The sequence below is a fragment of the Nonomuraea sp. NPDC050643 genome (assembly GCF_040654715.1).
Taxonomy (GTDB): domain Bacteria; phylum Actinomycetota; class Actinomycetes; order Streptosporangiales; family Streptosporangiaceae; genus Nonomuraea.
Genome location: NZ_JBFAIM010000014.1, coordinates 117,395 through 141,260 on the forward strand (window position 1 = coordinate 117,395; position 23,866 = coordinate 141,260).

General features: G+C 66.5%; 41 protein-coding genes and 1 tRNA gene. 18 read left to right on the top strand and 24 right to left on the bottom strand.

Going from position 1 to position 23,866, the window contains the following annotated elements:
• Positions 1 to 137: 137 nt before the first annotated feature.
• The 12 genes from AB0I15_RS20620 (at position 138) to AB0I15_RS20675 (ending at position 6,737) form a co-directional block, all read left to right on the top strand.
• Positions 138 to 569 (top strand): hypothetical protein, encoded by a 432-nt coding sequence (locus AB0I15_RS20620; protein ID WP_358097552.1) that lies wholly within the window; start codon positions 138 to 140, stop codon positions 567 to 569.
• Complete coding sequence (locus tag AB0I15_RS20625) at positions 566 to 925, top strand: hypothetical protein (RefSeq protein ID WP_358097555.1); 360 nt, start codon at positions 566 to 568, stop codon at positions 923 to 925. The genes AB0I15_RS20620 and AB0I15_RS20625 overlap by 4 nt, the downstream gene beginning before the upstream one ends.
• Positions 925 to 1,722: an N-acetylmuramoyl-L-alanine amidase gene (locus AB0I15_RS20630; RefSeq protein ID WP_358097558.1), complete on the top strand. Its 798-nt coding sequence runs from the start codon at positions 925 to 927 to the stop codon at positions 1,720 to 1,722. The genes AB0I15_RS20625 and AB0I15_RS20630 overlap by 1 nt, the downstream gene beginning before the upstream one ends.
• Positions 1,719 to 1,898 (top strand): hypothetical protein, encoded by a 180-nt coding sequence (locus tag AB0I15_RS20635; RefSeq protein ID WP_358097560.1) that lies wholly within the window; start codon positions 1,719 to 1,721, stop codon positions 1,896 to 1,898. Before AB0I15_RS20630 ends, AB0I15_RS20635 begins: the two co-directional genes overlap by 4 nt.
• Before the next feature lie 79 nt (positions 1,899 to 1,977).
• On the top strand, positions 1,978 to 2,535 hold the full coding sequence (locus tag AB0I15_RS20640; RefSeq protein WP_358097563.1) for a hypothetical protein: 558 nt from the start codon (positions 1,978 to 1,980) through the stop codon (positions 2,533 to 2,535).
• Between the two features lie 8 nt (positions 2,536 to 2,543).
• Positions 2,544 to 2,897, top strand: a complete 354-nt coding sequence (locus tag AB0I15_RS20645; RefSeq protein ID WP_358097566.1) for a hypothetical protein — start codon at positions 2,544 to 2,546, stop codon at positions 2,895 to 2,897.
• A 158-nt stretch (positions 2,898 to 3,055) separates the two neighbouring features.
• Positions 3,056 to 3,131 (top strand) — tRNA-Met (locus tag AB0I15_RS20650).
• Between the two features lie 326 nt (positions 3,132 to 3,457).
• The gene (locus AB0I15_RS20655) at positions 3,458 to 3,952 is read left to right on the top strand and encodes a hypothetical protein (RefSeq protein ID WP_358097569.1); all 495 of its coding nucleotides are present in this window, start codon (positions 3,458 to 3,460) and stop codon (positions 3,950 to 3,952) included.
• Positions 3,953 to 4,050: 98 nt separating this feature from the next.
• A complete protein-coding gene (locus AB0I15_RS20660) occupies positions 4,051 to 4,200 on the top strand; it encodes a hypothetical protein (protein ID WP_358097572.1) in 150 nt (49 codons plus the stop codon).
• 149 nt (positions 4,201 to 4,349) lie between these two features.
• The gene (locus tag AB0I15_RS20665) at positions 4,350 to 4,979 is read left to right on the top strand and encodes a hypothetical protein (RefSeq protein ID WP_358097575.1); all 630 of its coding nucleotides are present in this window, start codon (positions 4,350 to 4,352) and stop codon (positions 4,977 to 4,979) included.
• A complete protein-coding gene (locus tag AB0I15_RS20670) occupies positions 4,957 to 6,081 on the top strand; it encodes an XRE family transcriptional regulator (protein ID WP_358097905.1) in 1,125 nt (374 codons plus the stop codon). Before AB0I15_RS20665 ends, AB0I15_RS20670 begins: the two co-directional genes overlap by 23 nt.
• Before the next feature lie 362 nt (positions 6,082 to 6,443).
• Entirely contained in the window at positions 6,444 to 6,737 is a 294-nt protein-coding gene (locus AB0I15_RS20675) for a hypothetical protein (RefSeq protein ID WP_358097578.1), read from the top strand.
• Here AB0I15_RS20675 and AB0I15_RS20680 read toward each other — a convergent pair.
• The 22 genes from AB0I15_RS20680 to AB0I15_RS20785 form a co-directional block, all read right to left on the bottom strand.
• On the bottom strand, positions 6,722 to 6,928 hold the full coding sequence (locus tag AB0I15_RS20680) for a hypothetical protein (protein WP_358097581.1): 207 nt from the start codon (positions 6,926 to 6,928) through the stop codon (positions 6,722 to 6,724). The genes AB0I15_RS20675 and AB0I15_RS20680 overlap by 16 nt on opposite strands.
• Before the next feature lie 351 nt (positions 6,929 to 7,279).
• Complete coding sequence (locus AB0I15_RS20685) at positions 7,280 to 7,537, bottom strand: hypothetical protein (RefSeq protein ID WP_358097584.1); 258 nt, start codon at positions 7,535 to 7,537, stop codon at positions 7,280 to 7,282.
• Complete coding sequence (locus AB0I15_RS20690) at positions 7,534 to 7,716, bottom strand: hypothetical protein (protein ID WP_358097587.1); 183 nt, start codon at positions 7,714 to 7,716, stop codon at positions 7,534 to 7,536. The genes AB0I15_RS20685 and AB0I15_RS20690 overlap by 4 nt, the downstream gene beginning before the upstream one ends.
• 132 nt (positions 7,717 to 7,848) lie before the next feature.
• A complete protein-coding gene (locus AB0I15_RS20695; RefSeq protein WP_358097589.1) occupies positions 7,849 to 8,010 on the bottom strand; it encodes a hypothetical protein in 162 nt (53 codons plus the stop codon).
• Between the two features lie 49 nt (positions 8,011 to 8,059).
• Positions 8,060 to 8,239 (bottom strand): hypothetical protein, encoded by a 180-nt coding sequence (locus AB0I15_RS20700; RefSeq protein ID WP_358097591.1) that lies wholly within the window; start codon positions 8,237 to 8,239, stop codon positions 8,060 to 8,062.
• 49 nt (positions 8,240 to 8,288) lie between these two features.
• The gene (locus AB0I15_RS20705; RefSeq protein WP_358097593.1) at positions 8,289 to 8,516 is read right to left on the bottom strand and encodes a hypothetical protein; all 228 of its coding nucleotides are present in this window, start codon (positions 8,514 to 8,516) and stop codon (positions 8,289 to 8,291) included.
• Positions 8,517 to 8,605: 89 nt separating this feature from the next.
• Positions 8,606 to 8,770: a hypothetical protein gene (locus AB0I15_RS20710; RefSeq protein WP_358097595.1), complete on the bottom strand. Its 165-nt coding sequence runs from the start codon at positions 8,768 to 8,770 to the stop codon at positions 8,606 to 8,608.
• 88 nt (positions 8,771 to 8,858) lie between these two features.
• Positions 8,859 to 9,026, bottom strand: coding sequence for a hypothetical protein (locus AB0I15_RS20715; RefSeq protein ID WP_358097597.1), 168 nt, complete (start codon positions 9,024 to 9,026; stop codon positions 8,859 to 8,861).
• A complete protein-coding gene (locus AB0I15_RS20720; RefSeq protein ID WP_358097599.1) occupies positions 9,023 to 9,175 on the bottom strand; it encodes a hypothetical protein in 153 nt (50 codons plus the stop codon). The genes AB0I15_RS20715 and AB0I15_RS20720 overlap by 4 nt, the downstream gene beginning before the upstream one ends.
• Positions 9,175 to 9,408, bottom strand: a complete 234-nt coding sequence (locus tag AB0I15_RS20725) for a hypothetical protein (RefSeq protein WP_358097602.1) — start codon at positions 9,406 to 9,408, stop codon at positions 9,175 to 9,177. The genes AB0I15_RS20720 and AB0I15_RS20725 overlap by 1 nt, the downstream gene beginning before the upstream one ends.
• Before the next feature lie 72 nt (positions 9,409 to 9,480).
• Entirely contained in the window at positions 9,481 to 9,669 is a 189-nt protein-coding gene (locus tag AB0I15_RS20730; protein ID WP_358097604.1) for a hypothetical protein, read from the bottom strand.
• 87 nt (positions 9,670 to 9,756) lie between these two features.
• Positions 9,757 to 10,071, bottom strand: coding sequence for an HU family DNA-binding protein (locus AB0I15_RS20735; protein ID WP_358097607.1), 315 nt, complete (start codon positions 10,069 to 10,071; stop codon positions 9,757 to 9,759).
• Between the two features lie 262 nt (positions 10,072 to 10,333).
• Positions 10,334 to 12,484 carry a hypothetical protein gene (locus tag AB0I15_RS20740; protein WP_358097609.1) on the bottom strand — a complete coding sequence of 717 codons (2,151 nt, stop codon included), beginning with the start codon at positions 12,482 to 12,484 and terminating at the stop codon, positions 10,334 to 10,336.
• Positions 12,481 to 12,810 (bottom strand): hypothetical protein, encoded by a 330-nt coding sequence (locus AB0I15_RS20745; protein ID WP_358097611.1) that lies wholly within the window; start codon positions 12,808 to 12,810, stop codon positions 12,481 to 12,483. Before AB0I15_RS20745 ends, AB0I15_RS20740 begins: the two co-directional genes overlap by 4 nt.
• Positions 12,807 to 13,043: a hypothetical protein gene (locus AB0I15_RS20750; protein ID WP_358097613.1), complete on the bottom strand. Its 237-nt coding sequence runs from the start codon at positions 13,041 to 13,043 to the stop codon at positions 12,807 to 12,809. Before AB0I15_RS20750 ends, AB0I15_RS20745 begins: the two co-directional genes overlap by 4 nt.
• Complete coding sequence (locus AB0I15_RS20755; RefSeq protein ID WP_358097615.1) at positions 13,040 to 14,380, bottom strand: hypothetical protein; 1,341 nt, start codon at positions 14,378 to 14,380, stop codon at positions 13,040 to 13,042. Before AB0I15_RS20755 ends, AB0I15_RS20750 begins: the two co-directional genes overlap by 4 nt.
• A complete protein-coding gene (locus AB0I15_RS20760) occupies positions 14,377 to 14,532 on the bottom strand; it encodes a hypothetical protein (protein WP_358097618.1) in 156 nt (51 codons plus the stop codon). Before AB0I15_RS20760 ends, AB0I15_RS20755 begins: the two co-directional genes overlap by 4 nt.
• Positions 14,533 to 14,535: 3 nt before the next feature.
• Positions 14,536 to 14,775, bottom strand: a complete 240-nt coding sequence (locus tag AB0I15_RS20765) for a hypothetical protein (protein WP_358097621.1) — start codon at positions 14,773 to 14,775, stop codon at positions 14,536 to 14,538.
• Between the two features lie 109 nt (positions 14,776 to 14,884).
• Positions 14,885 to 15,088, bottom strand: coding sequence for a hypothetical protein (locus AB0I15_RS20770; RefSeq protein ID WP_358097624.1), 204 nt, complete (start codon positions 15,086 to 15,088; stop codon positions 14,885 to 14,887).
• Positions 15,089 to 15,198: 110 nt separating this feature from the next.
• A complete protein-coding gene (locus AB0I15_RS20775) occupies positions 15,199 to 15,444 on the bottom strand; it encodes a hypothetical protein (RefSeq protein ID WP_358097626.1) in 246 nt (81 codons plus the stop codon).
• A 145-nt stretch (positions 15,445 to 15,589) separates the two neighbouring features.
• A complete protein-coding gene (locus tag AB0I15_RS20780; protein ID WP_358097629.1) occupies positions 15,590 to 15,802 on the bottom strand; it encodes a hypothetical protein in 213 nt (70 codons plus the stop codon).
• A gap of 107 nt (positions 15,803 to 15,909) precedes the next feature.
• Positions 15,910 to 16,200 carry a helix-turn-helix domain-containing protein gene (locus AB0I15_RS20785; RefSeq protein WP_358097632.1) on the bottom strand — a complete coding sequence of 97 codons (291 nt, stop codon included), beginning with the start codon at positions 16,198 to 16,200 and terminating at the stop codon, positions 15,910 to 15,912.
• Between the two features lie 128 nt (positions 16,201 to 16,328).
• Between AB0I15_RS20785 and AB0I15_RS20790 the strand changes: the two genes are divergently transcribed.
• Genes AB0I15_RS20790 through AB0I15_RS20800 form a run of 3 tightly spaced genes read left to right on the top strand, consistent with a single transcriptional unit; the run spans position 16,329 to position 18,022 of the window.
• Positions 16,329 to 16,799: a GntR family transcriptional regulator gene (locus tag AB0I15_RS20790; RefSeq protein ID WP_358097635.1), complete on the top strand. Its 471-nt coding sequence runs from the start codon at positions 16,329 to 16,331 to the stop codon at positions 16,797 to 16,799.
• 18 nt (positions 16,800 to 16,817) lie between these two features.
• Positions 16,818 to 17,618, top strand: a complete 801-nt coding sequence (locus tag AB0I15_RS20795) for a hypothetical protein (RefSeq protein ID WP_358097637.1) — start codon at positions 16,818 to 16,820, stop codon at positions 17,616 to 17,618.
• On the top strand, positions 17,618 to 18,022 hold the full coding sequence (locus AB0I15_RS20800) for a nuclear transport factor 2 family protein (protein ID WP_358097640.1): 405 nt from the start codon (positions 17,618 to 17,620) through the stop codon (positions 18,020 to 18,022). Before AB0I15_RS20795 ends, AB0I15_RS20800 begins: the two co-directional genes overlap by 1 nt.
• A gap of 60 nt (positions 18,023 to 18,082) precedes the next feature.
• Here AB0I15_RS20800 and AB0I15_RS20805 read toward each other — a convergent pair whose 3' ends face one another.
• Positions 18,083 to 18,667 carry a hypothetical protein gene (locus tag AB0I15_RS20805; RefSeq protein ID WP_358097643.1) on the bottom strand — a complete coding sequence of 195 codons (585 nt, stop codon included), beginning with the start codon at positions 18,665 to 18,667 and terminating at the stop codon, positions 18,083 to 18,085.
• A gap of 168 nt (positions 18,668 to 18,835) precedes the next feature.
• Complete coding sequence (locus tag AB0I15_RS20810) at positions 18,836 to 18,964, bottom strand: hypothetical protein (protein ID WP_358097647.1); 129 nt, start codon at positions 18,962 to 18,964, stop codon at positions 18,836 to 18,838.
• A 539-nt stretch (positions 18,965 to 19,503) separates the two neighbouring features.
• On the opposite strand from AB0I15_RS20810, the gene AB0I15_RS20815 reads away from it, so the two are divergent.
• From AB0I15_RS20815 to AB0I15_RS20825, 3 genes are all read left to right on the top strand, one after another.
• Entirely contained in the window at positions 19,504 to 19,758 is a 255-nt protein-coding gene (locus AB0I15_RS20815) for a winged helix-turn-helix domain-containing protein (protein WP_358097908.1), read from the top strand.
• A 105-nt stretch (positions 19,759 to 19,863) separates the two neighbouring features.
• Positions 19,864 to 20,100 carry a GntR family transcriptional regulator gene (locus AB0I15_RS20820; RefSeq protein ID WP_358097650.1) on the top strand — a complete coding sequence of 79 codons (237 nt, stop codon included), beginning with the start codon at positions 19,864 to 19,866 and terminating at the stop codon, positions 20,098 to 20,100.
• Positions 20,101 to 21,393: 1,293 nt separating this feature from the next.
• Positions 21,394 to 23,718: a ComEC/Rec2 family competence protein gene (locus tag AB0I15_RS20825; protein ID WP_358097653.1), complete on the top strand. Its 2,325-nt coding sequence runs from the start codon at positions 21,394 to 21,396 to the stop codon at positions 23,716 to 23,718.
• Positions 23,719 to 23,866 lie beyond the last annotated feature (148 nt).

Genomic DNA, 23,866 nt, shown 5'->3' on the forward strand with positions numbered 1-23,866 from the left:
GGCCGCCGCTCTGGGAGGCGCGGCGGCCATCCCACGTCGTGCCGTCCCGCCCTTGAGGATGCGCGCGGGACGGCACCCCAACGCCCGCGACCAGCCCTGAACTTGGAGGTAGCCGCGTGCGATCCCGCCTGCTGGCCGTGAGAGAACGACTGAGATCGGCAGCCCGCCTCGCCTGGTCCGTGCCGAGCCGCACGATCGGGCACCGCGGCACCGCGCTGTTGTTCTTCTGCCTGCTCGACTTCGTGTACGGCGCCAGCATGGTCCTCGCGCCCGCGGAGACGCTCGCCACGCCGGCGTACGTGTTCCTTGCCCGACTGCTGCCCGTCCCGACGTGGGGGGCCATCTGGCTGGGCGTCGGCGCGGTCTGCCTGGTGCAGGCGTTCATGAGGTCGGACCGGCTGGCGTTCGCGTGCGCGTCCGCGCTCAAGGTCGGGTGGGGGCTCGTCCATCTGATCGGCTGGATAGCCGTCGACCTGCCGCGCGGCTACGTTGCCGCGGCCATCTGGCTCGCTTTCGCCGGGTTCGTGCAGGTCATCTCTCAATGGCCGGAGCCTGGAGGTGAAAGGTGAGCGACCCGTCTGTGCTTGCCGCCATAGTGGCCGGTTTGGCCGCGGTGGTCGGGGCGTGGTTCGCCTACCGGGCGAGCACGAAGGCGAACCAGTTGGCCGACCGCAAGGTCGACATGGAGGCGTACGACCGCAACATCGTCTACTACGAGAAGTTGATCGCGAATCTTGAGAAGGACGTCGAGCGGTTTCGGACATCGGTTGATCGGGTCAACGCCCAGTTGGCGCAGGAGCAGGACGTGTCGAACGCGCTCCGCAACCAGGTCCGCACCATGCAGGCGCAATTGGATCTGCTGGAGCGGACCCTCAACGAGTACCGGACCTCTCCCGCGCGACCTCAGATGATGGAGGGCCAGTGATGCCGTACCTGACGCAGCTTGCCAAGGTGGCCCGCCGCACCGGCCATCCGGTGACCGAGGTGGCCGGGTGGAAGACGCGCGGCCACGGCCCCCAGCCGGAGGTCGATGGTGTCGTTTGTCACCACACAGCGGGCTGGAACGACATGCATGTGGTGCGGGACGGGCGTCCCGGTTTGGACGGGCCGCTGTCGCAGATCTGGCTACGGCGGGACGGCCACATCTTCATCGTCGCCGCGGGCCGCTGCTGGCACAACGCACCCAGCCTGTCGCTGGGCCACACGAACAGCCGGTCGATCGGCATCGAGGCGGAGAACGACGGACGAACGGCGTGGCCTGCCGCACAGCTCGACTCGTACAAGAAGTTGTGCGCTGAGCTGTGCCGCGAGTTCGGCCTACCCGTGTCCACGGTGAAGGGCCACAAGGAGGTCAACTCCTCCAAGCCGGACCCGCACTCGATCAACATGAACGCGTTCCGGAAGGACGTCGCCGCCCTCCTCAAGGGCGAGCCTGCGGCGCCGGCCGACACCTCATGGACGGAGAAGCTGTTGAAGGACCTGCCCCTCCTCAAGCCGGGCGACGACAACTACGACGTCAAGACCGCCCGCGGCCTGCTGCACGCCCGCGGCTACCTGCCCGAGGCCGTCTACGCCGCGGCGGGCTTGAAGGAGTGGCTGGACCGGACGAAGTACGACGACGAGTTCGCCAAGCTGATCAAGGGCTTCCAGAAGCTGAAGAAGCTCGACGCTGACGAGCTCATCGGACCCAACACCTGGCGTGCCCTGTCGCGGCTGTCGTGAGCGACGGCCTGTGGCTGGGGCGTTGGCCGTACCAGACATCTCCTCCGTGGCTTCCCGAGCCTGCGCAGGAGTTCGACGCGATCGACGAGGGCGAGCTGTTGGAGTTCGCCGAACGCTCGGTCGGCGTCGCGTGGGCCGATGGCCCTATCCCTGGCCTCCTCGACGAGGCCAACTGACGAGCCCTGACGGCTCACCGGAGCGCTGCCCCGAGGGTGGCGCTCTCTCTATGTCACCGCATCAAGGAGCATCCTCGAAATGCGTCTCAACAAGAGCGCGACTCTCTTCGCCGGCGTTCTCATCGCCGCGACCCTGACCACCGGCACCGCTTCGGCGAGCACGGCGGACATCTCGAACCTGGAGCTGGGCGCGTTCGGCTACAACGCCTACGGCGCCGACACCGCGGCGAACCGCAACGCCGAGTACATCGACATCAAGAACACGCACGCGACCGACGCTCTCAACGTGAAGGGCCTGGTCGTGGAGGACGCGTGGCGGCACGGGCAGCCCGACAGCTACACCGGCCGCTGTAACCGGTACACGGTTACCACCATCCCTGACGGTGGCCGGGACGGCGAGGAGCTGCCCGCCGGCCACACCCTGCGCGTGTACGTCGGCGCCGGCAGCCCGCGCGTGTTCGGCACCCGTCACGACGTGTTCATGGACTCGCCGACCAGGTGCGGCTACAACGGCCACATCTTCAACAACGGTCCCGGCTCCAGCTCTCGCGCCCCGTGGGACACCGTGTGGGTGAAGGTCGGCGCCGCCACCGAGTCCAAGAGCTACAACTTCAGCTTCGGCTACTGGGTCTCGTAGGGGGCGTCATGCAGTTCAAGCTGTTCGGCCGTGACCCTGCGGCCATCCTGTACGGCCTGCAGTCCCTGCTGGCGGTCCTGGTCGCTTTCGGGATGTTCTCCGGGGCTGTCGCCGACTACACGATGGTGGTCGCGAACGGTGTGATGGCGCTCATTGTGGCGCTGACCACGCGCCCGTTCGTGGTGGCTGCCATCACGGGTGCGGCTTCGACCATCCTGACGGGGATCGTGGCGTTCGGCATCCCGGGCCTGACGTTCTCCACGGAGCAGCAGGGCGTCCTCATCGCCGCTCTGACGGCGGTCCTGGCGTTGATGCTCCGGCAGAATCAGGAGCCGAAGGAGACGGCGGTCACGTCCGCCTGATCCACCTGAGGCTGCTGTGGGCCTCTTCTCAAACCGCAGCGCACCACCTCCCTACTACCAGCCAGGGGCGCTCTCGGGTGCCGTCTGGAATGCGGCTCCGACCGCAACTCGGCGATAAGAGGTGGAGATCATCTCTTCCGTTCTGGGATAGTCGGGGTGCCTGCATAGCTCAGTTGGCGAGAGCGCCACACTCATAATGTGGAGGTTTCCCAGGTTCGAGTCCTGGTGCAGGTACGCCGCGAGGCGGGCTTCGGCCCGGTCGTCTGAATGCAGCGCCGACGGGCGCAGGCCAGTAAGGCGGCGAACCTGAGCATGTCGGCCGTACGGGACGCGTACCGTACGGTGTCGGGCAGCGGAGGGGACCTTGGCGGCTACACGTACGGGGCCGGGTCACCTTCGGGTGGCCCGGCCCTCTATCTCGTTTCCGGGTACCGTTGACCTTGTACGGGGTCGAGTCGCCAGGCATGGCCGCTCGGCCCCTTTCTCATGCTGTTGTACGGGCCGCTCGGCCTCTTCTATGTGCAGTCGTCGCCGTTTCCCCCAACTATCTTGGAGGCGTGGTGCGGGTCCGGATTGATCCGAACGTCCGCGTGCGTGGCGGCCACACGCTGGCGTCCTTCGAGGACGTCGAGGGCCTCGACCCTGCCACCCTCCACGTTGGCGAGGTGCTCACCGTGTACGAGCCCGAAGCCGCGCTGCGAGGGGACGGGACAGTCGTCGAGGTCGACCGGGTTAGACGGCTCGTCATCCTGGCGGTGGACTGGCCGTCGCTGCGCCCCGAGACGGCGTGGGCCGGGTGGGACGCCCACATCGCCGCGATACTGGCCGGCGGAGGAGCGGAGCAGACAGCCGCTACGAATGGACGACCTCGACGCGCTGCGTACGAGGCTCGCGGATCTTCGAAGGGAGGCGTGATGTCCGACTTCGAGTACACGATCACCCCGAAAGGCCGCGACGACCGGCGGCGCTGGCAGTGGGAGGGCGGCCCCGTAGAGTTCGACACGTCCGGCGGTGGAGAGATCCTCGACTGGTCCGAGTTGCGGGAGGCGCGGTGAGCGACGAGTACACAGGGCCGCCGATCTCCCGCCACGTCGCCGAGCTGCTCGACATCCCGCTCGACGACCCGGACGTGAAGCAGGAGGAGTAGCCCCACATGCGTACCGCCCTGGATTTCTACGAAGACGACGAAGACCCGAACGAACTGCTGGCCATCTTCGAGGCCGCAGAGCAGGGCGTCACCACCTGCCCGACGTCGGCACTGCCGAACGTGTTGATGAGCCCTGCAGCTACCGAAACGAACTGATCAGACGTATCGTTGCGTCCAGGTCTCCACTGGACCGTCGCCCTGCAAACGAGAAGCCCGCTCCTCCTTCGGGAGGGGCGGGCTTCTTCGTGTTGTCTCTCGCGCGCCCTCTTGCCAACCTAAAGATCAAGCGTGATAAAATCACGGCCATGCGAAAGGTTGAGGAAGAGGCAGAGCGCGTCCGGGACGCGCTCCTACCGCTCTGTGAACCGCTCCACGATGTGTTCACCACGGCGGAGGCAGAGCGCCGCGCACGATTGCCGATGCTGGATCATCCGCAGTACCGATGGCTTCACACCCACACGATCCGCGGGCTTGCCCACCACGGGCTCAGCACCATGGACCTCGGGATCTGGAAGCTCTACGGCAACCACGGCCGAAACGGAGAACTGTGGTTGACCGACAATGACTTCCGCATCCGCGTGCTCCACGGGCTCAACGATGAGCAGGTCCCCCCGCCTGGGACGAACGGCAACAGGCGCGCCTTCTACGCCAACATCCCGATCCTGCAGCAAGGCGTGATCTGGGGCCCGCACAATGACCGGCTGCTCGTCCTGTGGCGAATCGACCCGAAGACAGCCGCCCCTGCGTTCCGCGTGGTGCGGACCATCGGCGCGTGGAAGTTCGGCAGCAAGGAAAAAACCGACCTGGACTTCCCTCTTCCGAAGGAGGCCGTCGACCTGGCGGCCCTACGCTTCGAGCCGGCAGACGATGAACTTGAGCTCGAACTTCCCGCAGAGGAGGGCGGTGTGGAGGATGCTGGCGGAATCTCCGGGTGAGCGCCTGCGAACCCTCCGCGAGCTTCTCGGGTTGACACAGAAACAACTCGCTGACCTGTCCGGGGTTGCCCAGAGCTGGGTGTCCATGGCCGAGACCGGCGAGCGTGAGGCAAGTGAGGACGGGCTGGAGGCGGTTGCCGCCGCCACCGGCACGCCCCTGAAGTTCTTCTTTGTCCGACCGTCGACGGTTCCGCTGGACTCGCTGCGCTTCCGGAAGCTGGCGTCGGCGAGCAAGAAGACCACCAAACGGATCCACGCCTTCTATTCGGAGAGCTACCGCGCTACCGAGGACCTGCTGACTCACGAGAAGTATCCGCGGCCACCTCTGCCGTACACCACTGCAGAGGAGTTGTCCCAAGCCGACATCGAAGATCTCGCCATGGCGACCCGGGAAGCGCTCGGCCTGGCGCCGGACAAACCGATCCCCCACCTGACGCGCGTGCTCGAACGGGCGGGCGTTGCAGTCGCCCCGTTCGTGCTGACGGACGTGGACGGCGAGGTCAACACCCCGACAGGAGAGCACTTCGGCGTGTCGTACTGGGGAGGCATCGGAGAGACGGCCCTCATTGGGTTCTTCCGCGGCTCCGGTGATCGCGACAGGTTCACATTGGCGCACGAAGTCGCACATCTGGTGTTGCACACCTTCAGGCCTCGCGCAGCAGACCCAGAGAAGGAGGCGCACCGGTTCGCTGGCGCCCTGCTCGTACCCCGGTCGCGGGCGGAGGAGGATCTCACGGAGAGGCTTTCGCCGAACGACTTCGCGCGCCTCAAAGCGACGTGGGGCGTGTCGATCGCAGCCCTCATCATGAGAGGCGCCGCTGTCGGCAACATCGGGGACACCCGGAAGCGGTCGCTGTTCGTGCAACTCAACCAGCGTGGATGGAAGAAGAGCGAGCCGGTGGAGGTGGGCCGCGAGAACCCTCTCCTCCTCTGGAAGCTACTCGCGCGCCGGTACGGGCGGCGCCCATACCGGGCGGCAGCCGAAGACCTGGCGATCCCGGCGACGGTACTCCGGTCTATCGCGCCGACGCCCGAGGTGAAGTCGCCAGAATTGGCCTTGCCAGCCGCCCAGAACAACGTGACCCAGTTCCGCCCCCGTTGACTTCGTGGCACCCAAGACGTAGTCCCGTTCCCTTCGAGGGGAACGGGACTTTTTCAACCCGCCGAGATGGTGGCCCGTCCTCGTGATCTTCTTGTTTTCCTCCCTCAAATGAGGGAGGAAAACTATAAGGGCAAGATTGAGACGTCGGGTATTCCCTGGTCAGCGCGTCGGGCGTTCCCGGTACATCTCCCGTACGGCCTGACCCACCTCAGGCGGTACCGGCTCCGTCGCCTCTATGTGAGCCTCCAGGGCGGCCCGTAGTCGCACCTGAGCCACGATCTCGTCAACGTCGTCCTCGCGCATGGCCCTCATCGTGGACCCGCTCAGTGATCGCCCGCAGGAGTGTCCGTAAGATCCGGGTCGTGGCCGACATTGAGATCTCAGACGAAGCGATAGCAGCCCAACGAGCGTTCGACGCTGCCGATGCTGAGGTGCGCCGGCTCGTCGACCGACTGCCGTCCGGCGTTGCCGTCGCCGCCGGAGAGGCGGAGATCAGCGACGAAGAGCGGGCGGAGGTGCAGCAGGCGCGCGACGCCCGCCTTGAGGCGCTTCACGTGTTGCGTGCCGGGCGGGCGAAGATAGGCGGCGACCCTGTGAAGGTGGAACAGGCCGTACAGAAGGTTGCCCGGGGTGGCGACTCTCAGGACGCGTCCTGACGGCTCCCGGGGAACTCCAGGACTTCTACGAGGTCGGCCAGGTCTACGTGGCGTGCGACCTCGTGGATGGTGGCCGCGTAGGCGATGTGGTAGCGGCGGTTGTTGATCCATTGGCTGACGCGGTAGAGCGTCGCCTGGTTGAGGGTGATGATTTCGACTGTGATGCCGCCGGGTCCTCGCCATGTCGTCACACCCAGAATGTACGCAAAACGGACAAAAGCGTACAAGTGGGATCTGCGGGTAGATGGGGGGCGGGATCGATTGCCCTGTTCCCAGACGTCCCGGCCCGAAGGGGAAGCGGCCGGGACGTCACCACGCTGGCCTAAGCGATCAACGCCCGCAGCACATCCACGACAGCAGCCACGATACGCAGCCACACCTCCCAATCCGCAGGTAATCGGCGCTGGTCCTCCATGACGTCCTCCCTCTGTCGGTGGTTTCCGTCCAGCGTGACCGGCGCCGGCAGAAACCGGATGAGAGAGCCGATGAGAGGTCGGGCATAGAAGAGCCCCGGCCTCACCAGGAGACCGGGGCGCGGTCGGCTACGAGCTGACGACGGTCACCTGCTCGTCCGGGGAGAGGCAGTACGTCCACCCCGGCTTGTCGGACGTCTCGATGTAGACGGTGGGCTGGTCGTCCTCGCCCTTCTGCAGGAACGAAGCCTTGGTCACGGCGGGCCAGGAGCCGTTGCGTTGCCGCGCTCGGCCGCCTGTGGGTGAGGACACGTATCTGTGGCCCACGCGGACGGAACGAGCGGGCAGCGTCGTCGTCGCTTCCTGGCTGGCTTTGGGTTTCCTCACGTGCTCTGCTCCTTCTTGTGGCTCGGCTTACTGAAGGCGGCCCCGCCCGGGGCCCGGACGAACCTTGTGCCGGAGGCGGACTCGCGGTGGACGATGTGCGGTCCCTCCCGGTTGCAGGTGGTGGTCTCGTACGTCTCCTCGTCGATGAACTTGGTTCCGCACGTGTTGTCGTCGCTCACGACCCCTCCGCCCGCTGCTCGACGACCCAGCGAGGGATGATCCCCAGGCCGCCGCAGAAGTCGTGGTCGGCGCCAGGACAGTCGGGGCAGGGGCCGGGTTGTCGTCCTCCCAGTGCGTGCTGCCGGGGAGCATCAGTCCTCCTCGGTGACTTCGTAGACGCGGACGCTCAAGCCCGCCTCTTCGGCCTGGGCCAGATGCTTCTTGAGGTCATCGGCCCCGTACGCGCCGATGCCGGACCCGGCGAAGGGGCTGTCGTCGTCGAGTCCGCGAATGACGTGCGTCATCTTGGGCATGTAGCTCTCCTCTCTTATCGGCGCTCGTCCTGCCAGCGGGGGCGGCAGTTCATAGCGCCCGGCACTCGCGCGCGTGCTTGTCGGCGGCCGAGAGGTAGGTGGGCTTCTCCTTGCCGCAGCCTCCGCACGTGTAGGAGCCCCACGGGTCGTCGGCGCTGTTCGCGCCCGCGGTGCGCTTCCAGATGACGGTGTTGCCGCCAGCGGTCTTGAACTTGATCTCATCCTTCATGGCGATCTCCTGTGGAGTCGGAGGGGATACGGATGGTGGGTGGCGGCCTTCATGGCGGGTAGCCGTGCCGCTCAAGCGCGGCCTCCACGAAGTCGATCTCCGCTTGCGTGCTCTTCTCCTGCGCCGCGTAATACCGGTCCCGTTTCGCCTCGAAATCGTCGCCATCAGGGTCGCCCTCGTACCACTCCATGCCGAGCTTGAGTAGATTGCGCACCTGGTTGCGCCGCACTGGCGACGGGTCGGGGCTGCTCGTGGTCTTGCTGCTGAACCAGCCCATGACGGGTTTCCCCTCTCGGTGTAGTGGAGCTGGCTGCTCCGGGCACCCGCCACGACCCCCGTACATGGCGAGCACCCGCAACAGCCACGTCACAGAAGACGGGTCGCGAAGATGGCGAGCTGGTCGGCGCCCTGCAGGATCCCGTCGAAGATGCCGTTGACGGCGTCAGCGGCCTTCGCCGGGCGGGTGAACAGGAAGAAGACCACGAACCCGACGCCCACGTACGTGATCACTTTCTTGATGTTGAGTCGCATGACCTGATCCCTTTCGGAAGGTGGGGGAGCGGAAGCTCCAGGCGTCCGCCCGGCCGGGGAAGTGCCGGGCGGACACCCGCAACCGCCGCTAGTGCTGGTGCTGGCCAGAACGGGCCAGAGCGGCGATCGCGCCGTCGATCGTGGTGACGCCCTCCACATCGACCGTCTGGCCGCACGAGCACGGGTACGGGACGGTCGGGGTGGTGCCGCGCCAGCGCACCAGGTGCGTGCGGGGCGAAAACGGGTCGGACCTCATCGCTTCTCCTCGGCGTCGAGTTGTTGGGCGTACCGGTCGGCCATGAGCCGGCTGACCGCCCACTCGTCGGCCTCGCCGCGGGCAGCGAACTTCTCGGCGGCCTCATTCGCCGCGGCGTGCAGTTGCCGCGTGTCCGGTGTGGCGGGCATCAGAACGTGTCCTTGATGACCCGCTTGACGGACTGGTCCATTAACCTCTTCGCCTTGCGCAGGCCGACCCTGTCGATCAGCAGCTCCTGCGCGATGCGGCTCTCTGCGCCGGTGCAGCCCTGGCCGTTGCCTCCGTAGCCGTTGGCGAGGTGGGCGAGGGCGTTGAGTTCGTTGGTCTTGTTGGTCTGGCCCTTCGCTCGGGCGAGCTTGTTGGGCGGCATCCGGTCGAACATGACTCTCCTCTTTATCGATCGGCATAGTCGGGTATCGCGGTGTGGCTGTAGAGCGGGTGGCGCTTCAGGGGATTACTCGGGTGGTCGAGTCGGGGAGTTCTCGCTGCGGACGAACCGCCAGATCGCCGCGATGACGACGATCGCGAGCACGAACAGGCCAGGCTTGGCGAGCGCCGGGTTGACGATGGCCAGCCACAGTTCGGCCCCGAACCCGACCAGGATCAGAGCGCCTAAGGCGAGCAACTTCAGGGTGAGGGCCACAGCGGACCCTCCTTCCGGTTGAAGGGAGCGGAACCTCCGGGCACACGCCCGACCGGATCAGCCGGGCGTGCACCCGCAGCAGCCGCGTCAGGCCACCGCGGACACAGGGCTCAGGCCGGCGCGGGCACGGCCACGAACCGAGTCCTTCAGCCCGGCGGCGGGGGAGAAACGGACGCCCCACGACTCCTCGATCTGGAGCTCGGCGCCCGTCTGCGGGTGACGGCCGACCCGGGCCGGCCGGTGGGTCCGCTCGAACTTGCCGAAGTACTGGACGGAGACGTCGCCGCCGTCGGAGACGGCTACCCGGATGGTGTTGGTGATGCCGTCGAGGATCTCGGCGACGACCGCCTGGGAGTGGCCGGTGTTCTTGGCGACGGAGGCGACCAACTGCTTCTTGTTCATGATCGGTTCCTTTGGTGAGTGTGGAGCGGGTGCTCCGGACGTCTCCCGGAAGGTCCGGGAGAGCCTCCGCAACCACCGCTGAGGTGAGTTAGATCTTGAGTTAGGTCGGCGAAAGCGAGTTAGGTTTCTAACCAGCGCCCATCTGGGGCCTAACTCGTCTCTGACCTGCGGAAAGTTAGGTGAGTTAGGTGGTTAGACCGAGTTAGGTCGGCCCCTCGAAACGGCCTTCGGGGGCATGTTTCGAGGGAGGGGGACGACCTAACTACTCGGCTTCCTCGTCGTCGTTCTGGCTCCGCGTCAGGGCCGCTCGGACGTCGTCGGGGTTGACCGGCCAGCGGTTGCCGGTGGTCGGCACCTTCACCCCGAGGGCCGTCAGGTCTTCCACCAACTGCTTGCCGGTCAGCGTCTTGTACGGCTGCCACGTTGGGGCGTACCGGGCCAGCAGGGCGGGCAGGTCCGCGGCGCGTATCGTCTCCCCGCCCATGACGGCGGCCAGGTCTTCCAGAAGGTCACGCGAGCGCGGGGCGGTGAGCGCCCCCGCGGGTGCCATGCCGGCCTTGTCGCGCAGCATCAGCGCCCGCGCGACCACGGACTTCATCTGGTCGTAGGGCACGTAGTAGGTGCGCAGCAGGCCGGGCTTGGCCTGGAAGCCGCGCGCCATGCACGTGCCGATGTCGCCGGGGCCCTCTTCGGTCTTCGGCTCCAGGCTGACCGCGGACACCCCGCTCTTGTAGGAGCCGGTGCCGAGGACGGCGTCGTTGCTGGTCTGGTCGCCGATGGCGAAGCACGCCTTGTTGGCGATGACGGCCATGAGCTTGCGCGGCAGCGAGTCCGACGACGGCTCCGGCGTGGCGAAGATCAGCGTGATGGCGTACTTGCGGGCCGCGCCCATCAGCTTCACGCACAGGTCCTCGGCCTCTTCGCCCAGCTCCGCGTTCAGGAAGAGGGCCTGGCATTCGTCGATGACGACGATGCGGGGGCGGAGCCGCTCGTCCTTCTCGGCGAGCTCGCGGGTCACGGCCGGCGCCTTGTGCTCCTTCAACGCCTGCCCGCGGATGGTGAGCTCGGCGTACAGGTCGCGCAGCCGGAACAGGCACGCTTGGACGACCTCGTCGCCGGGGCCGGTGAGCAGGGTCCGCAGGCGGGGCTTCATCGGGTCGTAGTCGGCGTTGGTGGCGAACACGAACACGTCGACTTCGACCAGGTAGTCCAGGATGGCGCCCAGCAACAACGTGATGATCATCGTGGATTTGCCGGAGCCCATCGTGCCCGCGAGCGCGTAGTTCTTCTGGAACAGCAGGCCGACGACGGTCCGGCCCTGGATGTTGATGGAGACGGGCACGCCCGCGAAGTAGTCGCCGACGCCGTCCTTCAGCAGCGGCCAGTCGGGCACCTTCCCGGTGAGGGAGCCCTGGTCGGCCACCCACAGGTCCAGCACGCCGGGCTGGCTCTTCGGCTCGGTCGGCCACACCTCGACGGGCAGCCGGACCAGGTTGTGGGCGAGCACCGCCTTCTTCTGGTTGATCATGTCGACGGTGACGCCCTGCGGCAACTCCAACTGGGTGCGGTAGCCCTTGCCGTCCCGGCCCGTCCCCAGCACGACACGGGGACGCCAGCCCGCCTTGAACGCCTTGTTCAGCGGCGCGATCCCCAGGTTCTGCAACGCCTGCAAGATGGCGCTCTCGTCAGGGACGACATTACGCCGCTCGGCTTCAGAAGTGCCGCCGACCGCAAGCCAGCGCGGCGTCTCTCCTCTGCGCCGGCCCTCCCGCCAGCCCGCGATGGCCAACACGAACGGCAGCGCGATCAGGGACGGCATCCACAGGAAGGCAGCCGCGCCGAACAGCCAGCGCAGGACGTCGCCCACCCACAAGAACACGTCGAAGAACTCGCCCGCTCCGGTGGCCATGACCAGCGTGGAGACGACGACCAGCAGGACGACGAAGGCGAGGCAGCCGCCGCCGGTGAAGATGAGCACCTGCAGACCAAGCTTGGGTAGTTCCATGAGCCGTTCCCTTCTGTCTTTGATGGCGTCTCGGCGGAGGCTCAGCCAGTGGGCGAGCGCCTCCCGATCCCCTGCCGCTTCGGCGCCGCGGATCTGGCGGCGGTAGACGCCGCCGGTGAGGCCGTCCCACGCCCGCACCAGCCACGAATGCCAGCCCTGCAGCACGGTCACGCCGTGCCCGGCCAGCACGATGGCCTTGTCGGAGTCCCGCAGCACCGTGACCTTGTCGACGACCACGGACGGCAGCGAGGTGCGTTCGGGCTTGTCGGAGATCACTTCGCCTTCGTAGACGACCTCCTCGACGTCACCGTCGGGCCGCTTCTCCAGCGCCTTATGCTCGCCGGGCAGCGGCGGGGCGTCCTCGGTGTGGCGGACCAGCCGAAGGTCAGGGCGCGGGTTCTCGGTCACGGACGAATCTCCCTCCACACGACCGGTTGGAAGACGGCGACGGACTCACGCGGCTTCATCGCGGTGATCTCCGAGACCTTCTCCAGGCCCTTGGCCAGCCACAGTGAGGCCAGATGAAGGGCGTAGCGGCAGGCGCTCCAGGCTGTGAACACGGGGACGACCAGCACGACGGCGACCACCCAGTAGACGGGGTGCCACGGCTTCATCTGCCGCACGGTGGAGACGTACTCCCGGGCGGTCTTGGCGGACTCGGGAGGCTCGATGATCGACGCCCGGATGAGGGCGAAAACGGCCAGGAACCAGACCGCGAATTCGGCGATGGTCATGACCGTGCCGCCTTCCTGTCATTCCGACGGCGGGCCGCGCCGGCCATGTCGATGGCCAGGAGGGCGGTGTCTAGCAGCCAGATGCCGCCCCACACGACGGAGACGGAGACGGCGAGGAACGGCCCGAGCGGGTCGGGCGCGAAGTGCCAGCAGAGCAGCGCTAGGCCGGCCCACATGGCCAGGTCGATGGTCCAACTGAGGAAGCACAGGAATGCGACGAGGGCGGATCTCATGACTGGTCTCCAGTCGGTGCGGCGGCCATTTCGTCGGCCGTGTCGCTGACATCCACGTCGGTGGCGGAAGTGTCAGGGTCGGTGGGCGGCTGGACGACGTTGCCGGGCAGGAATCGGTAGCCCTTCGCTGACAGATCAGCGCGGGCGGCTTTGACACGGAGCGACGCCCAGCCGTTGGAGAAGCCGTACTTGGTGGCGATGTCAGCCTGCTTGGGGGTGCGGCCGGCCCTCATGCGCTCGCGGATCCAGCGTTCGGCTTCGCGGTTGTCCTCGGCGTCGGGGCGTTCCCGCTCGGGTTCGTCTGCCACTTCGCTGACATCCGAAGTGTCAGGGAGATCATCCGTGGGGGTGTCAGGCCCGGGGTCCGCGGGGGGCGCTTCGATCGCGGGCTGCGGTGACACATCGGCGGGGGCGCGTTCGAGCACCGTCACGTACATTTCGGTGGCAGCCAGAGCGGCGGCCTGGGCCTCGATGAGAGCGTTACGGCCGGCGGCGAGAGCGATATGAGCGCGGTCCACGAACAGGGTCGCGTCTGACATTCCGTTCTCGCCCTGCACGGCAAGGATCGCGGCGGTGGGGGACTGCTCGCCGTGGCGGACAGCCCACTTCAGCGCCTGCCACGTCTCCGGGCGGTGCAGGAGCCAGCGCAGCGCCGAGAACTTCGGGGCGCGCGGGTCGATCAGCCCGGCCTTGCGCAGGTCTTGGCGGTGCAGGTGCCGGGAGTGGATCGCCCACAGCCACGGCGACAGCAGCGAGGCGGCGCCGAACATGGCGGCCTGGTCGTCGAGTCGCCAGTCGGGGGAGTAGTGGTGGTAGTTGAGGACGGCCACCGCGGTGGCGATGCCGTAAGACGAGGCACGCAACCGGAACACCGAGTCGCCCTCGCGCAGGGCCACGTGGGCGTGCCAGCCGACGAAGATGGCGATCGACTCGACCACGGCGGCGGCGCCGAGCGCCCCCATCAAAGTCCAGTCGAAGGGGGCTGCCTGGAAAGCGGTGACCTGGCCGGCGACGGCGACGATGTTGACGCCGACGATCGCGCCCACGAGGACGAAGGTGTGCCGCCACACTTTCAGCCGTGCGGCCCACTTCTTCCACGTCTGGGAGCGTTCGATGCTCTTGCGGGTCTTTCGTCGCTGCTCGCGCTGGTCTCGGCGGTCCTGCTGGGCTTCGGCGGCCTCGTCCCGCTTGCGGGCGATCTCGGCTTGCAGGTCGAGGCGGCGCAGCTCTTCGGCCGCAGCGGCGGTCTTCCGTTCGGCGCGCGTCGGCCGGGGCGGCTTCTGGAGAGCGGAGCCGTTGACGTGCTCGACCCGCTCGGCCGGCTCAGTGATGTTCACGTCGTACTCCTGGTCGGGGCGCCGGGCTCGTCGTCCTCGGCTTCGTCGTCTTCGGTCACGGGCTGCAGGGCGGCGTACATGCCGGGCGCCTGACGGTTAATCTCGGCGATGATCCGGTCGAGGCGTCTACGGCGCCGCTCTTCGTTGTTCACCGGTCACCCGGAGGCGTCCGCGAACTCGAACCCGCAGGTGCGCTGGGTGGCGGCGTGGAGGATGTCGAAGACGATCCCCTCTTCGCCGTTCTCGGAGGTGACGCTGAACTGGAACTTGCAGGTGCCGCAGTCGACGATGTGGTGGCCGTCGCCTTCGGGCGTCACGGTCAGGGGCGAGGCCAAGCACGCGGGACACTCTTTGATCAGCAGGTCCCACATGTCGCCGGGCGAGAACTTGAACATGTCGATCTCCTTCGAGTCGGAGGCTGGGTGGTGAGCCCCCGTCCGTGCGGCGCGGTGGATTCCTGATGGACACGACCGCCACGGACGGGGGAGTAGAAGGGGTGAGATTTCAGCGGATCCAGGGCAGCCACCAGCGGCGTTTGGGCCACACGTGGACCCATTCGCCGTCGTTCTCGCGCTGCCACACATGAGCTTTCGTGCCGAGCTCGTCGCGGATGTGGCGTGCGGTGGCGACAGCGGCCGGGAACGTCTTGCGCTCGTAGACGATCTCGTCGTCTACCAGGTCCATGGAGCGGACCTCGTACTCGGTCATGGCGATCTCCAAAGGCTTGTGGGCCCCCGCCCGGGACCGACAGGTCCACGGGCGGGGGCATATGAGGGCCCGGCTGTCTGAGCGGCTGTGGACAGACAGCCGGGCCCCGGTCACCGCTGCGCCTCGGCGTAGCGGGGGTCCTGTTCGGCCAGAAGCCGGTCGATGCCGTCCTGCATCTCGCCGAGCTCAATGTCGACGACGGCGAGCAGCGTCTCCACGACCGTGAAGCGGGCTCGGGCCACCCTCGGGTCCAACACGGACCAGAAGGCGGCGATGTTCGCCTGCCGGTCATCCCAGCGAAGCTCGTCCCAGTAGGTGAGTTCGTCGGCTCGGTTGTGGGTGAGGAGGGCGGTCATCGCGGCCTCCCGCATCCAGCGCAGCGGGGATCAGTGCAGCGGGGGTCAGTGCAGCATCCAGTGACGATCGTGTGGGCGAGCTGAGCCGGCGGGATTGTCATCCGCCAGGTCAGGTCAGCCTCGAGAGCTCGCATCTCAGCGTTCGTCATCGAGACACCGCCCTACGAGAGCGGTAGGCGGCAAGATCGGTGACCTTCTCGTCCAGCGGTGTGATCCGCGTGGGCGTGGGGCGGGTCAGGTCGATGCCGCAGTCTTCGAGGATGGCGCCGGCCAGAACAGCCAGGGCGGAGGCGTCCTGCTGAAGCGCCAGCAACTCGTCAACTGAGATCGTTACGGTCGCTGGGGCGGGCTGTGTCATTATGGAGGTCCTTCCGAACGTTGACCTGTCTGGGAGGACAGCGAAAGAGCGGCTCTCGTCTTGGCGGATAGGGGCCGCTCTTCGCGTGTCTAGGGAGATCGCGAACATCAGACCGCAACCTCTGCGTTGTGACGGGTGAACCAAGCGGCGGCGTAGTCTTCGAACTTTGCGCCGGACGGCGTAGTGACGAAGCCGTAGATGAAATCCCGCCGGAGCCGGTAGGCACGGCCGAAGCGATGCGCGGGGATCCGCCCTTCGCGGATGCCGACATGCAGGTAGTCGACGCTCATGTCAAGGATCAGCGCGGCTGCTTCGACGGTCATAAACAGCTTCGTCCGACAGAGGCACGGGACCGCCTGCATCGCCGTCATCGTCTGGCTCGGCTCTATCTCTTCCATACGCGTTAGGATGGACCATACGCGTACAGTGGTCAAGGCGCTTCGTTGGGAAGGTGAGTGGATTGCTACCTCGGACCTGTGCTGAACTGAGTGCACATCGTTGGACCTTGTCAACAAGGAGCGCTCACTTGACCGAGGTAATGGGCCAGCCCATCTATCAGCGGATCGCTGCCGCGCTCCGATCACAGATTGACTCGGGCGAGTTGACGGTGGGCGACCCATTGCCGTCCACCCGAAGACTGATGGAGATTCACGACGCTTCGAACAACGTCGTCCGCAATGCGGTGGATCTCCTGCGCCAGGAGGGTCTTGTCTATGGTCAACCTGGCAAGGCCGTCTACGTACGGGCAACGCCCCAAAGGGTTGGTGAAGAGCGCGCGACGCTAAAAGCCGTGGCGACCGAGGTCGCCGAGCTTCGCCAGGAAGTCGGACGGCTGGCCGACCTTCAGCCATCTGAGGTGATCACGAAGATTGAGGAGCTTCGATCCGAGGTGGGCAAGCTCCAAGCAGATCTCCGCCACTTGTACGACCGACTGGGCCAGCCGTACCCACACAGCAAGAACGACATGAAGCCGAGACGCCGCAACTCAGGCGCATAGTCACCCCAAGAGGAGCCGGTGACCGAGATGGGCAGGGTCGTCGACCTACGAACGCGGTCAGAGAATCCGCCGGACTTCGCTACGCTGGCACGCCGCCGGCTGATCGCCGCCCGACGAGCGCTCAATGTGTCGGTCGCGGAATTTGCAACCATGTTGACGCCGCTCGTTGGCTGGCCGGTGAGCGGCGAAGCTGTTGATGCCTGGGAGACCGAATCGGTTCCGCCAGGAGACGTGCTCGTCGCTGCTGGCACCGTCACGCCGGCTGAGCTCCCAGACGGCGGAGATCAGTACATCGGGGGCGTCCTGAGTTCGATACCTCCCAGCTTCGAGGCCGAGGCGCTCTGCGGTCTTTGGGTCACCAGTTTCCGATTCGGTCCCGGGCCGACGCGAAAGGCTCATGTTGACATCGCGAAGATCTCGCTGGAATCTGATCGCCTCATGAGGATCTCCAACCATCCGCCGACACCACGCAGTGAGGGGCGTGCGTCTCCCTTCCGTAACGAGCTCGAAGCCCAGTTGGCCAACCGCCATCTTGTCGGTCATTGGAGGAACAGCAATGACACTCGGTACTTCGGGATGTTCCAGTTAGCCGTTCTTCCTGGCGAGACTGTCATGGCCGGCTACTACTCGGGCTTCGGAAGCGACATCGAGGTCTCCACAGGCCCCTGGAAATGGGTCCGCCTCGGTGAGGAGTCAATCGCCGACGCGGATCTGCCCCAGATACGTCTCCGTGACCCACTTCGCCTCGGTGCTCTCCTGGAAGATCACACGCAGAACGACGCGCCACTCACGCTGGCCGACATCGCAGAGGAGTCCTAATGGAGCTGACCAAGCACGACGTTCGAGAAGTCCTCGATGTTTATATCCGCGCATGGGAGGGGCAGGACCCAGACCTCATCGTCACAATTTTCACCGAAGATGCCACGTATCACGAGCGCGTCCTGGAGGCGCCGATCCCAAACCGCGAGGCAATCCGGGCGTATTGGGAAAGCAAGGTTGTCGCGGCGCAGGCAAATATCAAATGCGAGCTGCTCAACCTCTATTTGGATGGGACTACCGCGATCGCCGAGTGGGAAGCCGAGTTCGACGACGTGGTCCAGCGGGTCCGCAAGCGAATGCGCGAGATCGCCGTCCTCGACTTTGAGGGGCGGAAGATCGCCGCTCTTCGAGAGTACTGGTCATCAGAGCAGGTCGGTGACCTGGTTGAGGGCTCTCCTCGTTGAGGACAGCCGCGTCACGGCTCCATTCCGCCACAAGCGGCTATCGAACTCGTCTCCGCACTGTCAGGCTGGCGGACTGGCCCCAACCGGCGGTGGCATACATAGCGGACGTAGGTCGTGCTGCCAGTCCACGACGACCTTTCCCTTCTTGACGCCAGATGGCCGGACAAGATCGAACCTCGTGATGGTGTGATGTTGGATAGTCCACCGCAGGATGAGATGGTTCCGGTCGTCCCGGCGCAGCCTATGCATGAGATCGCGGACATCGAATAACGCTGTCTGGCCGCTCGGCGGTTGGGCGATAAACTCGCGCTTGGTCTTGCTGCCGGGCTTTGGAATCTCCAATGGGGTGATGTGCCAGATCCGGATTACGTCGTGTTCGAGGCGGAGCATGAGGCCGCTCATGGATAGTGCGGCGTCGCTCTGGTCGTCGTCCTCGTCGAACTCCGTGCTGAGCCCCTTGAAGGCCTCGACCGCCTTCCGGCGGATCATGTGCTGGTACAGGTGCTTGTCGTCCTGGGGATCCCAACCGGCGGTGCTGTGCAGATGGGCGGCGATGTCGATGCCGGCCCTGAGCGCGCCGAAGATTTCGGGCCACACGTCCTCGGTGCGGCCCAACACGGCTGCCTTGGAGTCGTCTCTGCCCATGGCTCGTCTCCCTCGCCGTCGTCAAGCCATGTCTCGGCGACCTCCACGCTTAACGATCCGCCCACTGTCGGCAAGATCTGTAAAAGGTGATGTTCTGGACATAGATGTGTGACTCGCGCAAAAGGGCTACAGCCTGATTGCTGCAGCGCTCTCTGGCGAGCCGATGAGTCAGTAGAGCGCCTTGCGTACGCGGTGGCGGTGGCGGTCGATGAGGTCTTCCCACACCGCCCGTGCCGTCGCGTAGAGGCCGCGGCCTGTCTCCTCTTGCTGCTGGCCGTCGCCGGTCCAGCGGAGCACAAGGTATTCGCCTCCTTCGGATGCCCATTCGTATTCGCCGCAGCACGACGTGTCGTGCACGCGGGTTGGGCATCGAGGAATGTGCGGCTCCCACTTGAGTGGCGCGGGCCGGGATCTCATGGCGAATCGTCGCCGGCCGAGGAAGCGTCACCAAGGGTTGCGAGCGTGCGCAGTGCCACCCCGACGAGGATCGCGCCGCGGGCCGTTGAGGCGGTGGCGGTCCGGCCGGTGGTGTGCGTGAGGCGTAGAAGCCCGTCGGCGCCGCGCGTGACTTGGCACTCGGGAATCTCGGGGAGATCGTCCTCTGCTGGTGGCGGTTTCGGGCTGCTCATCGCAGCGCTCGCCTCATAGGCTGTGCCATGGGTCGGACCTCCACCGTCCGATCAAGGGCCCGTCCTGGCGCGTGAACGCCGTTGGCCGGGCCCGTTCTCTGCCTGATGGCCGTAAGCGTAATCAGGATAACCATGGTTAACCATGGTCTACCACGGTACTGCATGAGTTTCTGCAGGTAAGCATGGTTGCGTACGGTCAACCACGTGATGATCGAGTGGCGGCCCAATGCGCCGAAGTGGGCTCAGGTGGCCGAGGTCCTGAAGGAGAGGATCGCGAACGGCACCTACCCGCCGGACACTCAACTGCCGTCGCAGCACCAACTGGTGGCCGAGTTCGACGTCGCGCCCAACACCGCCCAGAAGGTGATCACGCGTCTGCAGGAGCAGGGCTACGCCTATGCGGTGCGAGGGGTGGGGACGTTCGTGGCCGCCCGGCCGGCGGCGGGAGAGCCGAGAGACTGAGATGCCGTTCCATATTCGATCGTTAGCCAGGGCACGCTAGGGCATGCCCTGGCATGCCCTGTCTCGGCAAACCAGGTGGTGCTCTACCCTTCTACGGTCGGCCGCATGATCGAGTGGGCGCCGGACGAGACGGTGTGGCAGCAGATGTACGACATCCTGCGCGAACGCATTGAAAGCGGCGCCTACCAACCTCGGAACCCGATTCCGTCAATAACGCACCTAGAGCAGGAGTTCGGGGTCGCCCGGGGCACGGTGCGGAAGGTTCTGGGCAAGCTGAAAGAAGACGGCTATTTGAGGGCGATTTCCGGCAAAGGCACCTTTGTGGTGCCGCGAGCGGAGTAACCGACCAGGGCGCGGGCGGTTTGGTGCTCTCCGTCCGTTGTCACGCATTGTCTTGATTTCACCTCTTCGCCTTGGGCCCAAGAAAGTTCGAGGAAATCAAGCCAAAGGTTCGCGTCTGACATGCCCGACGAACTCACCGAGGGCGCTCACGCACCACGTACGTACATCCCACAGGTCAGAACGAACCCCACCATCCCCCCAGCGCGCCTTGGTGAGGGTTGCGCTGGGGACGGGATCAATCACGAGCCTCGGGCTCACCCGGCACGCCTGAGCGAGAGTCGAGCCCAAAGCGGGAGGAGTCCCGATCCTCGGGCTGACCCGACTCGGCTCCGCGAGAGCCACAGTCGGTACGGGAGCGTTCACGAACCTTGGGCCGGCCCGGCACGTCTTGATGGGGACTACGGTCGGGACGGAGTCGTTCACGGATCTCGGGCCGACTCAGCACGTCCGGGCAAGAGCCACGGTTGGGACGGCAGCGCTCACGAGTCCCGGACCGACCCCGACCCTCACCATGTACACCTCAGCGGCGAGGACGATGGTCTGGGAGTTCGTGCTCATGAATCACAGGTCGACCCAGGCCCCGAGAGACGCGAGTACGCCTGGCCCCTTGTTCTCCCCGCCATAGCTGCATGGGCGAGCGCTCTCATCCTGCTCGGCTGCTCAGCTTTCACTGGAACGATCGTCGCCGCAGTCGCAGCTCTGGCCGCCTCCGCGACGGCATGGCTGACTCGCCCGCCCACCCAGCCCGTGACAGGGCGCCATGACGTCGCCCCACGACCGACGGGACGCAAGGACGCCATCACACAGGTTGCGAAAGGCGATGAGGCCACCGCACAGGCTCAAGGGCGCAAAGCGCCGACCGCACAGACCGTTGGGAATCCTGGAGCCGCTGCACAGACTGCTGGGAACCCTGGAGCCGCTGCGCAGACTGTTGGGAACCCTGGAGTCGCTGCACAAACGGCGGGGAGCTTTGGGGCCGCCGCAGAGACCGCACGGAGCTTTGGAGTTGCCGCGCAGGTTGCGGAGAATCATGAGGTCATCGCACGGACCGTAGGGGGGCTTGAGGTTGCCCCACAGGCCGTAGCGAGCCTTGAGGTCGCTCCTCAGGCTGCGGGGAACCATGAGGTCACCCCACAGAGGGCTCGAAGCCCTGAGGCCACAGCACGAACCTCAGGACGTCTTGAAGCCATCCCACGAACCGCATGGCGCAACATCGCAATAGCCACGCTCATCTGCACAGCAGCGGCCTCGGCATCGGTCGCGTTCCGAATTCACGCTCTGACCACAGGCCCGGTGGCCCGCCTCGCCGATCAGAACGCCCCAGTCACCGTCCAAATCGCCCTGAGCGGCGATCCCAAGCGCAGATCCAACAGAAGCGGCCACTTCAACCAGGAAAGCTACGTCACCCCCGCCACACTCACACTCATCCAAACCCCCGCCACCCGCCAAACCGTCGATATCCCCATCACCGTCTTCGCCACCGGACGGGTCTGGGGCGACCTCCTCCCCAGCCAGCACCTCGAAGTGACCGGCCGTCTGGCGAAGCCGACCCCGGGCGAACTCGTAGCCGCCATCCTCCTGGTCAGAGGCCCGCCGCGAGTCCTGACGCCACCATCCGGCCTCCAAACGGCAGCAGGTGCCCTCCGGTCCGGCCTCCGTTCGGCCGCCGACGTCCTCCCTCCAGATCAACGCGGCCTCCTGCCCGGGTTGGTCGTCGGAGATGTCTCTCGCATGGACCCGCAGGTCGCGGCCGACCTCAGGGAAGCCGGCCTGAGCCATCTCAACGCGGTGAGCGGCGCGAACCTGGCGATCGTGGCTGGCGCGGCTCTCGCACTCTCTCGCCTGCTAGGCCTTTCTCTGCCCGTACGAGCCGTTTTCGCCGCACTTGCGATGCTCGCTTTCACCGTGGTCGCCCGCCCCTCGCCAAGCGTTCTCCGGGCTCTGCTGATGGGCCTGGCGGCCGCCGTCGCCCTCGGCACGGGCCGGTCCAAGGACGGCCTGGCCGCTCTGTCGGCGACAGTCCTCTTCCTGGTGCTGTTCTCGCCTGACCTGGCCCGCTCCTACGGCTTCGCCCTGTCGGTCGTCGCCACCGCAGGCATCCTCATCTTCGCTCCACGCTGGCGAGACAAACTCTCGGGTGCAGAGGAGGAAGGCGAGGAGAAGGCGGAGAACCCTTCGGAGGCACAGAACGCAGAGGAGAACGGAGAGGGGGCACGGAACGCAGAGGGGATGTGGGACGCGGAGAGGGCGCGGGACGCGGAGGGGGTGCGGGACACGGAGGGGGTGCGGGACGCGGAGAGGGCGCGGGATACGGAGAGGGCGCGGGATACGGAGAGGGCACAGAACGCAGAGGGGGTGCGGCAGGGCGTCGCGAAGTCTTCTCGAAGGTTGCCTCGATGGATGGCTGAGGCTCTGGCCGTGCCGATGGCCGCGCAGATCGCCGTGACACCGGTGCTGGTGCTGATGGCGGGGCAGTTGACCCCCGTCGCGGTGGCCGCCAATCTCCTCGTGGCACCAGCAGTCGCCCCGGCGACCCTGCTCGGCTTCGGTGCCGCTCTGGTGGCGCCCCTGTGGCCCACTGGCGCGCAGTTGCTGGTCGTCCCGGCCGGTTATGCCGTTGGGTGGATCATCACGGTGGCTCGCTGGGCGGTGACTCTGCCGTTCGCCACCGTGCCGTGGCCGGCGGGCATGCCGGGACTCGCTCTGCTGATGCTCGCCGTGGTCGTGGCGGTTCCGATCCTGCGGCGCAGCACCTGGCGGGCCATGGCGGCGACGGTCGCCGGCGCGGCCTTGGTCGCCGTCCTGCTGGTACGGCCGATCGCCGGTTCTTGGCCGCCCAAGGGATGGTTGATGGTGATGTGCGACGTGGGCCAGGGCGATGGTCTCGTTCTCTCGGCCGGACCGGGTCGAGGGGTGGTGGTCGACACAGGGCCCGATCCGGTGGCCATGGACCGGTGCCTCCGAAGAGTGGGCGTTGAGGACGTACCGCTGCTCGTTCTCACCCACCCTCATGCCGATCACGTGGACGGTCTGCCGGGGGTTCTGCGGAACCGGCGCGTTGGCGCGGTGGTCGTGAGCCCTCAGCGGAGCGATGGCGGGCGAGCCAGCGCCCGCATCACGGCCACACTGGTGCACCGCCGAATACCTGAATGGACGGCCGCCCCGGGGACGCGTTGGCGATTCGGGCCGTCGGAGTTGACCGTCCTCGCTCCTGATCCGGCTCTGGGCGGGCTGAACGGGCAGAGCGAGGGCAGCGTCCTCAACAACTCCAGCGTCGTCCTGCACGTGCGCTGGCGATCCGGCTCTGCCCTGCTCAGCGGCGATCTGGAAACGGAGGCGCAGGACGATCTGTCGCGCCGACTCGCCGTGCGGGCCGACATCCTCAAAACCCCGCACCACGGATCGAATAGGCAGTCCCCGGCCTTCCTTGCCTCTCTTGGGGCACGGGCAGCGCTGATCAGCGTGGGGGCCGACAACGACTACGGCCATCCCGCGACGTCCACGCTCGGGCTCCTGCGGCGGCTGGGGCTCACCGTCCACCGAACCGACCAGTCCGGTGACCTCGCGGTGGTGGAGCTGGAAGGCAAGGGCATGGCAGTGATTCCACGCGGACCATAAGCGGTGGTTCCACGGGGGCGGTACGCGGTGGGGGGTGCTGTGTTGCCGTCCCTGTCGGGGTTGCTGGACGCCAGGGAAGGCAAGCAGGGCAGCGTTTGCACGCCCATGCCGTTGGCGGCTCAATGTCGGGGGAGTTGTCTGGGGGCGG

Bases quoted from the DNA above. Each gene is read 5' to 3' on its own strand.
- AB0I15_RS20785 (WP_358097632.1), bottom strand. From the start codon at position 16,200: ATGGAAGAGATAGAGCCGAGCCAGACGATGACGGCGATGCAGGCGGTC.
- AB0I15_RS20745 (WP_358097611.1), bottom strand. From the start codon at position 12,810: ATGACCATCGCCGAATTCGCGGTCTGGTTCCTGGCCGTTTTCGCCCTC.
- AB0I15_RS20670 (WP_358097905.1), top strand. From the start codon at position 4,957: ATGCTGGCGGAATCTCCGGGTGAGCGCCTGCGAACCCTCCGCGAGCTT.
- AB0I15_RS20765 (WP_358097621.1), bottom strand. From the start codon at position 14,775: ATGTTCAAGTTCTCGCCCGGCGACATGTGGGACCTGCTGATCAAAGAG.
- AB0I15_RS20800 (WP_358097640.1), top strand. From the start codon at position 17,618: ATGGAGCTGACCAAGCACGACGTTCGAGAAGTCCTCGATGTTTATATC.
- AB0I15_RS20725 (WP_358097602.1), bottom strand. From the start codon at position 9,408: ATGTTCGACCGGATGCCGCCCAACAAGCTCGCCCGAGCGAAGGGCCAG.
- AB0I15_RS20780 (WP_358097629.1), bottom strand. From the start codon at position 15,802: ATGACACAGCCCGCCCCAGCGACCGTAACGATCTCAGTTGACGAGTTG.
- AB0I15_RS20720 (WP_358097599.1), bottom strand. From the start codon at position 9,175: ATGCCCGCCACACCGGACACGCGGCAACTGCACGCCGCGGCGAATGAG.
- AB0I15_RS20735 (WP_358097607.1), bottom strand. From the start codon at position 10,071: ATGAACAAGAAGCAGTTGGTCGCCTCCGTCGCCAAGAACACCGGCCAC.
- AB0I15_RS20715 (WP_358097597.1), bottom strand. From the start codon at position 9,026: ATGAGGTCCGACCCGTTTTCGCCCCGCACGCACCTGGTGCGCTGGCGC.
- AB0I15_RS20700 (WP_358097591.1), bottom strand. From the start codon at position 8,239: ATGAAGGATGAGATCAAGTTCAAGACCGCTGGCGGCAACACCGTCATC.
- AB0I15_RS20815 (WP_358097908.1), top strand. From the start codon at position 19,504: ATGATCGAGTGGCGGCCCAATGCGCCGAAGTGGGCTCAGGTGGCCGAG.
- AB0I15_RS20665 (WP_358097575.1), top strand. From the start codon at position 4,350: ATGCGAAAGGTTGAGGAAGAGGCAGAGCGCGTCCGGGACGCGCTCCTA.
- AB0I15_RS20775 (WP_358097626.1), bottom strand. From the start codon at position 15,444: ATGACCGCCCTCCTCACCCACAACCGAGCCGACGAACTCACCTACTGG.
- AB0I15_RS20770 (WP_358097624.1), bottom strand. From the start codon at position 15,088: ATGACCGAGTACGAGGTCCGCTCCATGGACCTGGTAGACGACGAGATC.
- AB0I15_RS20805 (WP_358097643.1), bottom strand. From the start codon at position 18,667: ATGGGCAGAGACGACTCCAAGGCAGCCGTGTTGGGCCGCACCGAGGAC.
- AB0I15_RS20640 (WP_358097563.1), top strand. From the start codon at position 1,978: ATGCGTCTCAACAAGAGCGCGACTCTCTTCGCCGGCGTTCTCATCGCC.
- AB0I15_RS20750 (WP_358097613.1), bottom strand. From the start codon at position 13,043: ATGAGATCCGCCCTCGTCGCATTCCTGTGCTTCCTCAGTTGGACCATC.
- AB0I15_RS20705 (WP_358097593.1), bottom strand. From the start codon at position 8,516: ATGGGCTGGTTCAGCAGCAAGACCACGAGCAGCCCCGACCCGTCGCCA.
- AB0I15_RS20820 (WP_358097650.1), top strand. From the start codon at position 19,864: ATGATCGAGTGGGCGCCGGACGAGACGGTGTGGCAGCAGATGTACGAC.
- AB0I15_RS20645 (WP_358097566.1), top strand. From the start codon at position 2,544: ATGCAGTTCAAGCTGTTCGGCCGTGACCCTGCGGCCATCCTGTACGGC.
- AB0I15_RS20695 (WP_358097589.1), bottom strand. From the start codon at position 8,010: ATGCCCAAGATGACGCACGTCATTCGCGGACTCGACGACGACAGCCCC.
- AB0I15_RS20660 (WP_358097572.1), top strand. From the start codon at position 4,051: ATGCGTACCGCCCTGGATTTCTACGAAGACGACGAAGACCCGAACGAA.
- AB0I15_RS20710 (WP_358097595.1), bottom strand. From the start codon at position 8,770: ATGCGACTCAACATCAAGAAAGTGATCACGTACGTGGGCGTCGGGTTC.
- AB0I15_RS20630 (WP_358097558.1), top strand. From the start codon at position 925: ATGCCGTACCTGACGCAGCTTGCCAAGGTGGCCCGCCGCACCGGCCAT.